Source organism: Paenibacillus sp. PAMC 26794, assembly GCF_000316035.1.
Lineage (GTDB): Bacteria > Bacillota > Bacilli > Paenibacillales > Paenibacillaceae > Paenibacillus.
On sequence record NZ_ANHX01000043.1, the window covers coordinates 1 to 13,280 of the forward strand.

The window sequence follows — 13,280 nt, forward strand, 5'->3', positions numbered from 1 at the left end:
CGGAAGGTTGTTCTGTCATCGGAGTGATCTGTGCAGCACAAGCTCTCTTAATTTATAATTCAAACACTTGTACGAATCGAAGGAGTTGGCATAATTGTGGAGCACGCTTTTGGTCCTTATATGAAACAACTGCGCGAGCAACAGGGATACAGCATCAATCAACTCGCCGAAGCAGCCGGAATAAGCAACTCACAGATTTCACGTATTGAAAATGGGGTCCGGGGTGTGCCAAAACCAGCGACCATCCGCAAGATTTCAGATGCACTCTCGGTGCCCTATACAGAGATGATGAAGCAGGCTGGTTATATTGAACCAGGGAGTGCCACTGAACTTCAGGACGTACCGGAATGGGCTACATACAAAGACCGTCGTGATTTCAAAAAGATGTTGGAGGACGATGATGATCTGATGTTTGACGGCATTCCACTCGATGAAGAAGACAAGAAACGAATCAAGGATGTGCTGACAGGTCTGTTCTGGGAAGCCAAACAGATGAACAAACGCAAAAAGACAGACGAATCGGACAATCGCCCATGAGGCATGACCCACTGAATTTAATGAGGCAGCAGGTGAGATCATATGGATGACATCGTAACAAAGCTGATTCGAAAACACCGGACCAACTGCCCGTTCAGCATTGCCCGCGCGGTTGGAATACAGATTCGTTTCACCAATTTAGGGAAGTCCACCAAGGGACTGTACTTTCGTAAGCTCCGGCGCAGGTTTATCGTCATACACAATGATTTGCCGCCGGAATGGCAAAGGTTCGTGTGCGCCCATGAGCTTGGTCACGATCGGCTTCATAAAGGGATTAATCGTTTCTTTCTGGAGGAGCATTCCTATTTTGCACCAGGTAAACTGGAAAGACAGGCCAATCGTTTTGCCATTCAATTGCTAACCTCCGGAGTGATGCCTGAACCGGATGAATCTTTGGAGAAATTTTGTTTACGTACCGGACTGCCGCGTGAAGCGCAGCATTTTTTTTACACTCTTTAAGAACATACGTTCTTTTCAAAGCTTATATTTTCCAACAGCAGATTTACATGTCACTTTCAGGTTACTTATTTTTACGTAATTCGCGAGATTTCCACATAATAGTCTGTTAAAATACTATTTGAGCTGTGTAAGCGCTCAAGTAGATTATTATTATGGGAGGTTTCGGATTCATATGAAAATCTGGAAGAATTACGTTTCACTTCTGCTAACGGTCTGTTTGCTGTTTGGCAGTGTAGGTATTGCCGCGGCTGCAACGGATACCACTCCGGGCACAGGCAAACACATTACCATTCTACATACGAATGATACGCATGCCCGTGCAGTTGAATCTTCACCTGCTATGGGTTTTGCCAAAGTAGCTGGAATCGCTGACAAATATCGTAGCGAAAACCCGAACACACTCTTGCTCGATGCTGGAGATGCTGTGCATGGTACAACATTTGCCACTCTTGTGAATGGTGAGAGCATCGTGAAAGTCATGAATGAAATGGGATACCAAGCCATCGTACCGGGTAACCACGAATTCAACTATGGTTCGGATCGCCTGATCGAACTGGCAGACATGATGAACTTCCCCATGCTGAGTGCCAACGTGAAGAAAAAAGACGGAACACGTCTCTTCGATCCTTACCTCATTAAAGAGTTGGATGGCGTGAAAATCGGTATCATCGCTTTGACTACACCAGAAACGTTGTACAAAACGAATCCAAAAAACGTAGAAGGTCTTGATATTACAGATCCATCTGCGGAAGCCAAAGTTCTGGTAAACGAAATCCGCAGCAAAGTAGATGTTGTTGTTGTATTGGGACACCTTGGACAAGATGCATCCAGCACGGATACTAGCTTTAAAGTTGTTAAAGAAGTTCCTGGCATCGACGTATTCATCGATGGTCACAGTCACACTGTACTGCAAGATGGCCTTGTATCCGATAACGGAACATTGATTGCAAGCGCAGGAGAATACACCAACTACGTCGGTGTCATCGATCTGTGGGTAGACGGTGGTAAAGTAACAAAGAAACAAGCAACATTAATTGATGAAACGGAAGCAAAAGACATCAAACCAAATGAGAAAGTCGCGACTCTCGTGAACTCCATTCAAAAAGAACAAGAACCTATCTTGAGAGAAGAAGTAGCCAATACAGCTATTCTGCTGGATGGTAAACGTGAACAGGTACGTGCAGGAGAAACCAACCTGGGTGACCTGCTTGCAGATGCCATTCGTGATGTCAGCAAAGCCGATATTGCACTGACTAACGGTGGTGGTATCCGTGCTTCCATCGAAAAAGGGATCGTAACCAAAGGTGATATCATCACAGTGCTTCCTTTTGGTAACCAAGTAGTAACCCTTGAAGTGAAAGGGTCCGATATTCTGGCAGCACTTGAAGTCGGTGTAGCTTCCTACCCGGAACCAAGCGGTGGATTCCCGCAAGTATCTGGTATCAAGTTCAAAATCGACACTTCCGCTGCAGAAGGTAGCCGTGTACATTCCGTAACCGTTGGCGATAAAGCCCTTGATCCGGAAGCAACATACACGCTGGCGACCAATGATTTCACTGCTGTTGGCGGTGACGAATACACCATGTTCACCAAATATGCTACAACAGGTATGTACGGCGCGTTGGATGAAGCGTTGATCAACTACATGCAAAAGCTTGGCGCTGTAGACATCAAAACAGATGGTCGGATCAGTGAAGCGGTAAAACCTGCAGTAGAGCCGGAAACTCCGGCAACCGAAACACCAGCTCCAACCAAGCCAAAACCAGAAACACCAAAACCAGAAAAACCGTCTAAACCAACACCAAGTAAACCAGCTCCAGCCAAACTGCATGTTGTGAAATCCGGAGACTCCCTGTACTCTATCTCCAAACAATACGGCACAACTTGGCAGGCATTGCAAAAGCTGAACAATATCAAAAATCCACACTGGATTTATCCAGGTCAACAATTGAAATTGCCTGCAGCTTCTTAAGCTCAGCAAAGCAAAGTGCATATAGGCATGATCGCTTATAAGGCGCAACAACATAACGAATCTATCTTGTCATAACCAAAAGGGTGTCCCCCAAGCCAGATTACTGGTTAAGGGGGACACCCTTTTGTATCTCAGTTCTTAAATCAATCCACATCAGATACTTGAACATTTCCTGTGGACATATCCTGCTGATCCGGACATTCTCCTCTGAGGCAAAAATAAACCCCAGCCAGGCCTTTACGGGCCAACTTTATCATGTGCCTTCGACACCGAACTATATAAAAACTCTCGGAAATTACCGTATTCATGGGCTTATTGTACATTTAATTTCGACATCTCTGTCTTCTCAACATTGCATACTTGCACATAAATCTGCCTGAGCATGATCATCTTCAAATCCTTAATCATAAAATCATTTGTATACTAAATACAACTATCCAAATATAGTTATTTCGTATGATATCACTCATAAAATCCTACCAAATTGCACGCCTTTAGCCCTCTTTTTCATGCTCACATTGGAACTTCAGCAATCAAAATCATCTACCGCATCATATTCGGTACTATTATATGAACTCATATAATTAGAAAATCCCTGAATTTAGGAAGTGAGCTGTTCCTTCACATAAAGCACAGCTTCCTGTGCCGTCAACCCGATTCGTTTCGATTCACCTGATGCTGCAAGTGCGTGTGATCCCAGTTCGACCTGCCCTTCTGCAGCTCCTCGGCCAATAACGATCTGCACAGGCAATCCGATCAGCTCCGCATCCTTGAATTTCACACCCGGGCGTTCATCCCGGTCATCAACCAATACGGTGAAACCGCCATCGATCAATTGTTGTTCCAGTTCGAGGGTGAGCTGACGCTGCTGCTCATCCTTCCAACTTACTGTAATCAGATGCACATCATAAGGCGCAACAGCGGCAGGCCATCTTATTCCTTCATCTCCTGCATACTGCTCAGCTATAGCGGCCATCAGGCGGGATACGCCAATGCCGTAACACCCCATGACTGGCGCACACTGGCGACCATTACGATCCAGGAATGAAGCGCCCATGGCATCACTATATTTCGTTCCCAATTTGAAAATGTGTCCAACCTCAATGCCTTTGGTAAACACAAGTGGTGATCCACATGTTGGACAAGCATCCCCTTCCGCAGCAAAGCGGATTCGTTCTACTCGCTCCAATGCAAAATCAATCCCTGGGCGTACGCCGGAAACATGCACATCCACTTCATTGGCTCCTGTAATTGCACTCTTCATCACTGCCACGTCAGCGTCCACCACCATCGGCAGATTTAGTCCAATCGGACCCAGGAATCCTACCTTCAGATTTGGATGTGCCGCAATGGCTGCATCGTCTGCAAGGATCAGTTCCTCTGCCCCCAACATCTGCTTCAATGCGATGTCATTCAATTCATGATCTCCACGCACAAGCGCAGCGACGAGCTGACCATCCGCCACATAAAGCAGCGTTTTGATCATATGTTCAGCACCTTTGCCCACAAAATTGGTTAACTCTGCGATCGTACGAACGCCAGGTGTCGAGATGCGTACTACGTTTTCCGCTCCTAGATGCTCATCCGTTTGAAGCGCGGAGTCTGCACTCGCAGAGTCGGCTGGAACTTCCAAGCTTCCTTCTTTTTTCTCAATATCTCCTGAAGTCTGATAATCCGCTTTCTCCAGATTTGCAGCATATCCGCAATGTTTGCAGGTTACAATCGTGTCCTCACCCACATCAGCAAGAGCCATGAACTCATGTGTTTCCCCTTGACCGCCAATCGTTCCTGCGTCCGCCTCAACACGGATATAGTCCAGACCACAACGCTCCAAAATGCGACTATAAGCTGTGTTCATCGCCTGATAGGTACGATCAAGTTCTTCCCAATCCGAAGCAAAAGAGTACGCATCTTTCATAATAAACTCACGACCACGCAGCAATCCAAATCGAGGACGGCGTTCATCCCGGAACTTGGTTCCGATCTGGTACAGGGTGAATGGCAGCTTACGATACGAACTCACCTCGTCCCGCGCTAAAGCGGTTACGACTTCCTCATGTGTTGGTCCAAGAGCAAATTCCCGTGCATGACGATCCTTCAGGCGCATCAATTCAGGACCATACTGTGTGTATCTTCCGGATTCTTCCCACAACTCCGCAGGCTGCATAATCGGCAGCAACACTTCCTGACATCCGGCACGATCCATCTCTTCACGAACGATCCGTTCAACATTTAACAATATACGCCGTCCAAGGGGCAGGTAACTGTATATCCCTGCTGCCAGTTGGCGAATCATGCCGGAACGCAGTAACCAGCGATGTCCCGCTGCATCTGCCTCCGCTGGCGCTTCACGTAATGTTGGAACAAGCATTTCACTTTGACGCATCTGAACACACTCCTAATCTTCCTTTTTGTTATTAAATACGGCGCATAAACAGCAAAAAGACACATCCGTCAAGGGACGAATGTGTCGTGGTACCACCCTTATTTAACTGCAAATTAATCAGTTCGCAACCTATGCGATCTGTAGCATGCAGTCCTACGGGGCATAACGGGCCCTGCCGGCGGAGGTTGCAACCCTGTATGGGCATTCTCTTCCGCAGCTCGCGAGGTAGGAATTTATGAAGCAGCTACAGGAACCTTGCACCACACTGTTCCCTCTCTGTTGAAGCTGGCTTGCACAATCATGTCCTCGTTATAACGCTGTTATCATTTTTGACCACATTAGTTCATTTACAAGTAATTGTCAACATACCGTGTTAACATATACTACAATGAATTCTCTGGCGATGGCTGACATGGCAGCACGTTCCCTGTAATATAGAGAAATAGAAATCTATCACAGGTATTAATCGATAAAGGAGCTTGTCCTATGCCATATATCATATATGATCTTGAATTCACGGTAAGCCGCAATACTCGCTATTCTTCTGAAATTATTGATATCGGTGCCGTTAAAGTTACGGAAAGTGCGGATGGATTGGTCGTAACGGATACGTTCCATACGTATGTTCGTCCTTCCAATAAGTCTGTTCTGTCCACTGACACGATTCAGTTTACAGGTATCACGCAGAAAGATATTGATGCAGCCCCCCTTTTTCCGGCAGCACTGAATCAATTCATCGCCTGGATGGGAAGTGACCCCTATTACATGTGTTCCTGGGGACCCGATGACCGCAGCAAACTGATCTCTCATTGTCGTACCCATCAACTTGATGTGGCCTGGATCACTAATCATAACGATCTCCAGCAACAGTGGTCCCGCACCGTTCGTAAAGAAGGCAAGTTCCGTCAACTTGGTCTCGCGCAGGCTCTTGAAATCTGTGGCATCGAATTCGATGGTACCCAGCACCGTGCCTTGGATGATGCCATCAATACAGCCAAGGTATTCATGCATCAATTTGACCGATTCACCCTGGAAAACAACTGTGCAGCGGATGATGAGGGCATTACATCCAAGGTTGTCTATTCCAGCTCCACAGAAGATGAAGAGAAAGAATCACCTTTTGGCAATCTGGCAAGCCTTTTCAAAACCAAAGAGTAACCGTCCACAGCATAGTACTTAATCGTGTTTTTCCTTAGGATAGGTGGCATTCTAATCTCAACTTTTATTGTACATTTGTTGCCAATAGTTTAGGCGTTCTTTCATCTTGATGCGGCAGATCTCAGGTTCGAGAATTTCCGCATCAGGTCCATATTTAGATATCCATACAAGAAATTCCTCAACATCACTTAATATGGCTTCAAATAACAGGCTACCTTCCGGTTCAATGGTTAAGATGGGGCGTATAAAAAATTGCTCCTGCATCACACGCTCTACAGCATGGGGTGCAAATCGAATTTTGAAAGCAGTCCACTCCGTACTTCCCTCGTATGCCCAAGGAATGCGGAAGTGCGATTGTATCAGATAATCCTCTTTACGAAACGTGCGTGGCAATATCCGTATCTTTTGCAGCCGGCTCACCTGAAATATTCGAAGCTTCTCCGACAGGTGACAATACCCTAACAGCTCAAATCTGTATTCACGAGGGATAAGACAGTAAGGATCTAGGCGTACGATCCCTTTTTTACCTTGAGACAGATACTCCCCTTCAATGGTGTTCTGTGAAATGCCAGCCTGAAGCAGGGTAATCAGGGATTGATTCTGCGAATCGTTGTTTTCATTTTGCCATGCGGGCAATCCCGCTTTGAACAATCCACTAATTTGCTCCGACCATTCCACTCGTTCTGTTTTGTTTTTCTGACTCGCAGCAACCACTTTCTCATAAGCGCTCTCAAAAGCAGGTTTCAGCAAAGGACGAATATTCTCCATAACTTCAGCAAGATGCATGAAAGCTTGGGTTTCTTCATCAGACCAATTTAGCGGATACATGGCAAAATGGCTGATAAACATGTACCCTTGTCCGTGTCCCATATTGGCGATCGGGATATGCATTGCACTGAGGGCCTCCATGTCGCGGTATATCGTCCTTTCCGTCGTCTCGCATCGCTGGGCAAGCTCACGTGCCAGAATGCCCGGCTTGGCTTGCACCAGCGTTATAATGCGCATTAATCGGATTAGTCGGTCAGTCATTTTGCCGGACCCTCCACGATGTTGTTTCAATAAATCTGATACAACTCCATCCATAGTTTAATATGATATTGATACATACATTCGACCTTCTCCTAAACTTCACCTTCAAATATGTAGGCTCTCTCTATACCGTTACCATCTGAAATCATCCCTATTCGCCTAATATCTTTTTTTCACGATCATGATATCCGGTTGTAAACGTGATCTCATAGTGATAACGCAACTTTTCAACGATCTCGGCTTCCGCGTAATAGTCCAGATCTTGCTTCCGAGCAGCTTCAATTAACAATGCATCAGCATGACGGCGCAACATATTACTTCCCTCTTGAACCCGGCCTCTTTCGTAGGCGCGCAGGGCTTGTTTGATCAGGGGCACGGTTTCACTTAATTTGATCGTCTTCTCCACCTTGGGATCTTCCGGCTGTCGCAGCATGCCCAGATGACTGGTGTACTGAATATACAACTGTTCTCTTCGTAACAATACACGTTGACTTTGCTTCAACTTCCTTGTGCTCCAGTAGGCTGAACATACGGCAGCTTTTCCTGATACACGGGGTCCCATGACGAATTCAAGCAAAATTTGTTTACTTTCTCCCTTGTACATATCCCCAAGCCTCAATAACCAGCCAATATCCGTTTCTTTGGAACGACATCCATAGATGCCTTTTAGCTGTACTCCATATTCCGGTTTGAGCAAAAGTTCCAAATCTCTTGATACAATTTTGGGTGCTATTTTCCTAAGTCTTTTGGCAGGGGCACCGTTACGCCACTCTACCATCATATATACGGGGTCGGCTCCCCCTGTCGGTATGGCCTCTTTATTCCACGAATAAGATACTTCAAAGACTGAGTTCACTGGTAGTCTCTCCCCCGATTTATGTGTATTATCTTCTAAGTTATCAGGGTGAATGGACACTATATTGTCACGGAACACATGTTCTCATTAAATTTTTCCAATATATTAGTTTTATATCCCTAAATCCGTCTCAATACGACAATAAACGACGAAAAAGCCTGGCGCTATGCCAAGCTTATCAATCACTTATCTATGACAAGTCCTAAATTAAACAGTAGGATGATCGATTCCCATTTTGTGTAAATATTGTACTCCATCTGCTTCGTTTACCGGTGCATAGGTGACACTGTCAATGACCAGCTTACGCCCTACTGGCTCTCCATTAACAGTGATCATGATTGTTTTGGTTGATGTGTTCTGATCTGTTGTGTACATATGTTTCTACTCCTTCATGTTCACGATCTTATATTCAATCGGATATATTGGTATCGTACATTAAATTGCGTATTTGTGAATAGCATGCACCCGGAACTGAAGTAAAAGATCTGTAAAACGGTCCGGTGTGCTTGCCTATCGTTCTATTACCCCGCAGATTTGTAAGTTAAACAGCCCTGTTCCTAAATAATTTTAAATATTTCGGGTAATAAAACGATATCATCTTGAACCCATCGTCCCGGTTTTGACGTATAATGTAAGAGCCGTATTTCAACAATAGACGACGAATTCGGCGATTGATCTATCTAACCGAAAAAAGAGGTGTTAACGATGCCAAAATCCATTCGGGTGTTATTCACCACATGCATTCTATTTACCGTATCGATCGCTTCGACAGTAAGTGCGGCCAGTGCCAATATTTTTACGGATATATACAGCGGATGGGAGCGAGTCTCCGAACTGCCCGGAGAAGTGAACGCTCTGCAGGAAAGTTATAAGCAAACGATGGAGCAATTAAATCAAACGTCTGCTCAGTTGGGACAAGCCCAGGCCAATGTCGAAGCATTTAAGACCCAGAATGAACAACTGCTGGCTCAGAACCAGAAACTCACTGAAATGGTAAGTAAATTACAAGACGACCAGAATGCCAAAGCAGCTACCACCAAACGAATTCAGACGATGATTATCACTGTCGTTTCTCTCATATTGGGTTACTTTGTTCTGATTCGTGTGATGCGCTGGGGAATGCGTCGTCGTTCGGGCCGAGTATAAAAGAACAGGAGCAACTGCATGAACATACACTTGAACAATGCTGAAGCAGGCGGAGCTGGACAAGTCGTCACATTTTCACTGATTAAAGATGACTGCCTTCATATTTTGCATCCGCAGCAAATTGTGGCCTTCCGCGGTCCAAGTGGGAGTCGCAATGATAAATTCATGAATATCACGGGCATATATCGCAAAAAAAAGCTGATTAAATCCGAAATTACCGGACCTTGCCAATTTGTGGCTGCCCTGCCTCCCGGATTCACGATGAAGGAAGTGGAGCTCACGGAGGACAGTGATCTGCTCTATGACTTTCGCCACCTGTTCTTCTACTCTGATGGTGTAACCATGCATACTAAAATTCAGAAAATCAAAAACATGCTGATTACCCGTGATGCAGTAAAAATGAAATTTTCCGGCAAAGGCAAAATCGGATTGCTCACTCAAGGCCAGGTCTGCCAACAGGAACTTCACCCAACAGCGCCGCTCTATGTGGATGCCGGTAGCATTATTGCCTATCCCGAAAATGCACATCTGGAACTCACCGTATATGGTAACAACCTTGCCAGTCAGCATATGAATTATCATTGGAAGATGACAGGACATGGATCTGTACTCTTTCAGGCAGGGCGTGAGAATCACCGCTTGGAACAGGATCTTAACGATGAGGGACTATTCAAACGGATTTTGAAAGAAGTTATCCCCTTTGGCAATGTACTGATCAAATAAGCTGTTAGTTGATGGAGCCGACCGATTAGCTGCCACTATGCTCCAGTGGGGTGGTCACCACGCGGTTTCATGTTATAATGGTTCAGACAATTGAAGAAGAAAATCCATGCCTGTGGCATGGGAGAGGTTCGCGAACTCCCTCTATAAGACTTGACCATGTGATGGTCAGTATAAGTCTTGCGTACACGTTGCGGTCACTATGCAATCATGTACGTAAAAAACTAAGGACACTTACTCTTTCCTGCTTTTTTTTGAAGCGGTTATCGAGAAGGTGTGTTTTTTGATGGATGCCAGTTCATGAACTTCTCTGTTCTTCCGACACTCTATGCCTATGTGCATAGTTTGATCTCAAGAAGATAGAGAGGTTTTTTTATGTTGAACGAAGAAAAAGCAGTCGTTGTATTCAGCGGAGGTCAGGATAGTACCACGTGTCTGTTCTGGGCCAAACAACAGTTTGCCGAAGTCGAGGTTGTTACGTTTGATTACGGACAGCGCCATAAGCTGGAGATTGAATGTGCAGCGGAAATCGCTCGTGATCTGGGTGTACAGCAAACGGTACTCGATATGAGCCTGTTAAATCAGCTTGCCCCCAATGCCCTCACTCGCACGGATGTGGAGATTACGCATGAAGAAGGCGAACTGCCGAGTACATTTGTAGATGGGCGGAATCTGCTGTTCCTCAGTTTTGCGGCCATTATGGCAAAGCAAAAAGGAGCACGTCACCTGGTTACAGGTGTATGCGAGACGGATTTCAGCGGATACCCTGATTGCCGGGATTCATTTGTGAAGTCGATGAATGTGACGCTTAATCTGTCGATGGACTATCCATTTGTCATTCACACCCCGCTCATGTGGCTGGACAAAGCCCAAACGTGGAAGATGGCCGATGATCTCGGTGCCTTTGATTATGTCCGCGAGCGTACCCTGACCTGTTATAACGGCGTGATCGGCGATGGATGCGGAGATTGCCCTGCTTGCAAACTGCGCAAAGCCGGACTGGATCGTTATGTACAGCAATGTACTGCTGCTGAATCGGCGGGAGTGGATGTACGATGAGAGAGCCAGGAACATTCCGTATTGTAGAGCATCTGCAACGCATCGGAGAAGATATTCTACCCACCCAGCTGCGCTATCACCGCAAACGTGTGCTTGTAAGCAAAGAATTCACCTTTGACGCAGCACATCACCTGCATTGTTATGAAGGCAAGTGCAAGAACCTGCACGGTCATACGTATAAAGTTATTTTTGGCATCAGCGGTTATCCGGGTGAAACCGGGCTGACGGTAGATTTTGGACATATCAAAGATATATGGAAAACTCAAATTGAGGGATATCTGGATCATCAGTACCTCAACGAGACACTTCCTTTAATGAATACAACGGCTGAAAATATGGTCGTTTGGCTGTTTGAACAGATGGAACATGCGCTCAATACGGAACCCTATGCCGGGCTGACCGATGGTGGGCGGACGGAGTTTGTCCGACTCTTCGAGACACCAACCAGTTACGCGGAAGCGAGACGGGAGTGGATGATCGATGAGTAGTGTGACACACCAGGTGAATGAGACGGGATCTCGCAAAGAGGCTCGTATTCCCGTGATGGAGATTTTTGGTCCGACGGTTCAAGGCGAAGGCATGGTCATCGGGCAAAAAACGATGTTTGTGCGTACCGCGGGCTGCGATTATCGCTGCTCCTGGTGCGACTCGGCCTTTACCTGGGACGGCAGTGGCAAGGACCAGATTCGAATGATTACGCCAGAGGATGTATGGAAAGAATTGCGCCGCGTTGGCGGCACCCGTTTCTCCCATGTGACCATCTCTGGCGGTAATCCCGCCCTGCTCGCTTCGCTGGGCGGGTTGGTTGCCCTGCTGCGGGAGAACGGCATCCGCACCGCGGTGGAGACGCAGGGCTCCCGCTGGCAGCCTTGGCTGACGGAAATTGACGAAGTCACTGTCTCGCCTAAGCCACCAAGCTCCGGCATGGACACCGATTGGGCCGTGCTGGATGATCTGATCGGACGGCTCGCCGCTGGCCCGGTAGAACGAAGTCATAGTCTGAAGATCGTGATCTTCGATGAGACAGACCTGGACTATGCCCGCCGTGTGTATGCACGGTATCCGGGCACGGATTTATTTTTACAAACCGGGAACCCGGATGTGACTTCCGCCGATACGCCAGATCTGGCGTCCTCGCTGCTTGCTCGTTATGAGTGGCTGATTGACCAAGTCAGTGCCTCCGATGACCTGAATGATGTTCGTGTGCTTCCACAGCTTCATACGTTGGTATGGGGCAACAAACGCGGCGTGTGATGCGCAGTATGGGTGGAATGGGCGGCATGATGTAAGGATGAGGACAAAATGTCCTTAGAAAATAAGAGAATTCAACAGGCAAAAAATTGCCTATTCATATATACCGCGAGGCTTCGGCTTTGACGGAAACAAGGAGCGTTTAATAACCGATGAGACAACCTGATGAGATGCAAGATGTGACGTTGCTGGGCAACCAGAACGTTAAATATACGTTTGAATATGACCCGGGCATTCTGGAGAGCTTTGATAACAAACATCCGTACCGCGATTATTTTGTAAAATTCAACTGCCCGGAGTTCACCAGCCTGTGCCCGATTACGGGTCAACCGGACTTTGCGACGATCTATATCAGCTACATTCCTGATATCAAAATGGTCGAGAGTAAATCACTCAAGCTGTACCTATTCAGCTTCCGCAACCATGGTGATTTCCACGAAGATTGTGTGAATATCATCATGAACGACCTGATCAAGCTGATGGACCCCCGCTACATTGAAGTGTGGGGTAAATTCACACCGCGCGGTGGCATTTCCATTGATCCATATACGAACTACGGTAAGCCGGGAACGAAGTACGAGCAGATGGCCGACCATCGCATGATGAATCATGATATGTATCCGGAGACGATTGATAATCGTTAAACTGGTGGATAATCAACTCTGCTATAAATAAAATCAAATTATAGGACACAGAAAAGCCGACCT

The 13,280-nt window shown here is 46.4% G+C and carries 14 protein-coding genes; 10 read left to right on the forward strand and 4 right to left on the reverse strand.

All coding sequences use genetic code 11. The features are described from left to right. Positions 1–93: 93 nt before the first annotated feature. The 3 genes from D829_RS0117370 (at position 94) to D829_RS0117380 (ending at position 2,968) form a co-directional block, all read left to right on the forward strand. Entirely contained in the window at positions 94–537 is a 444-nt protein-coding gene (locus D829_RS0117370) for a helix-turn-helix domain-containing protein (protein ID WP_026081239.1), read from the forward strand. A 42-nt stretch (positions 538–579) separates the two neighbouring features. Next, positions 580–996 carry an ImmA/IrrE family metallo-endopeptidase gene (locus D829_RS0117375; RefSeq protein WP_017690190.1) on the forward strand — a complete coding sequence of 139 codons (417 nt, stop codon included), beginning with the start codon at positions 580–582 and terminating at the stop codon, positions 994–996. 172 nt (positions 997–1,168) lie between these two features. Continuing rightward, positions 1,169–2,968: a 5'-nucleotidase C-terminal domain-containing protein gene (locus D829_RS0117380; protein ID WP_017690191.1), complete on the forward strand. Its 1,800-nt coding sequence runs from the start codon at positions 1,169–1,171 to the stop codon at positions 2,966–2,968. A gap of 601 nt (positions 2,969–3,569) precedes the next feature. On the opposite strand, the gene D829_RS0117385 is transcribed toward D829_RS0117380, so the two are convergent. Then, positions 3,570–5,354 carry a proline--tRNA ligase gene (locus D829_RS0117385; RefSeq protein WP_017690192.1) on the reverse strand — a complete coding sequence of 595 codons (1,785 nt, stop codon included), beginning with the start codon at positions 5,352–5,354 and terminating at the stop codon, positions 3,570–3,572. Positions 5,355–5,840: 486 nt separating this feature from the next. Here D829_RS0117385 and D829_RS0117390 point away from each other — a divergent pair, with 486 nt between their 5' ends. Beyond that, positions 5,841–6,512, forward strand: a complete 672-nt coding sequence (locus D829_RS0117390) for a 3'-5' exonuclease (protein ID WP_017690193.1) — start codon at positions 5,841–5,843, stop codon at positions 6,510–6,512. A 57-nt stretch (positions 6,513–6,569) separates the two neighbouring features. On the opposite strand, the gene D829_RS0117395 is transcribed toward D829_RS0117390, so the two are convergent. From D829_RS0117395 to D829_RS33750, 3 genes are all read right to left on the reverse strand, one after another. Beyond that, positions 6,570–7,541, reverse strand: a complete 972-nt coding sequence (locus D829_RS0117395) for a WYL domain-containing protein (RefSeq protein ID WP_026081240.1) — start codon at positions 7,539–7,541, stop codon at positions 6,570–6,572. A gap of 151 nt (positions 7,542–7,692) precedes the next feature. Further along, complete coding sequence (locus D829_RS31315) at positions 7,693–8,397, reverse strand: hypothetical protein (protein WP_017690195.1); 705 nt, start codon at positions 8,395–8,397, stop codon at positions 7,693–7,695. Positions 8,398–8,604: 207 nt separating this feature from the next. Next, positions 8,605–8,772: a hypothetical protein gene (locus D829_RS33750; RefSeq protein WP_017690196.1), complete on the reverse strand. Its 168-nt coding sequence runs from the start codon at positions 8,770–8,772 to the stop codon at positions 8,605–8,607. A gap of 330 nt (positions 8,773–9,102) precedes the next feature. Here D829_RS33750 and D829_RS0117410 point away from each other — a divergent pair, with 330 nt between their 5' ends. From D829_RS0117410 to queF, 6 genes are all read left to right on the forward strand, one after another. After that, the gene (locus D829_RS0117410) at positions 9,103–9,543 is read left to right on the forward strand and encodes a hypothetical protein (RefSeq protein WP_017690197.1); all 441 of its coding nucleotides are present in this window, start codon (positions 9,103–9,105) and stop codon (positions 9,541–9,543) included. Between the two features lie 18 nt (positions 9,544–9,561). Continuing rightward, the gene (locus D829_RS0117415; RefSeq protein WP_017690198.1) at positions 9,562–10,266 is read left to right on the forward strand and encodes an AIM24 family protein; all 705 of its coding nucleotides are present in this window, start codon (positions 9,562–9,564) and stop codon (positions 10,264–10,266) included. A 375-nt stretch (positions 10,267–10,641) separates the two neighbouring features. Next, on the forward strand, positions 10,642–11,322 hold the full coding sequence (queC, locus tag D829_RS0117420) for a 7-cyano-7-deazaguanine synthase QueC (RefSeq protein WP_026081242.1): 681 nt from the start codon (positions 10,642–10,644) through the stop codon (positions 11,320–11,322). Beyond that, the gene (queD, locus tag D829_RS0117425; RefSeq protein ID WP_017690200.1) at positions 11,319–11,810 is read left to right on the forward strand and encodes a 6-carboxytetrahydropterin synthase QueD; all 492 of its coding nucleotides are present in this window, start codon (positions 11,319–11,321) and stop codon (positions 11,808–11,810) included. Before queC ends, queD begins: the two co-directional genes overlap by 4 nt. Next, complete coding sequence (gene queE / locus D829_RS0117430) at positions 11,803–12,576, forward strand: 7-carboxy-7-deazaguanine synthase QueE (RefSeq protein WP_017690201.1); 774 nt, start codon at positions 11,803–11,805, stop codon at positions 12,574–12,576. Before queD ends, queE begins: the two co-directional genes overlap by 8 nt. A 149-nt stretch (positions 12,577–12,725) precedes the next feature. After that, entirely contained in the window at positions 12,726–13,217 is a 492-nt protein-coding gene (queF, locus tag D829_RS0117435) for a preQ(1) synthase (protein ID WP_017690202.1), read from the forward strand. Positions 13,218–13,280 lie beyond the last annotated feature (63 nt).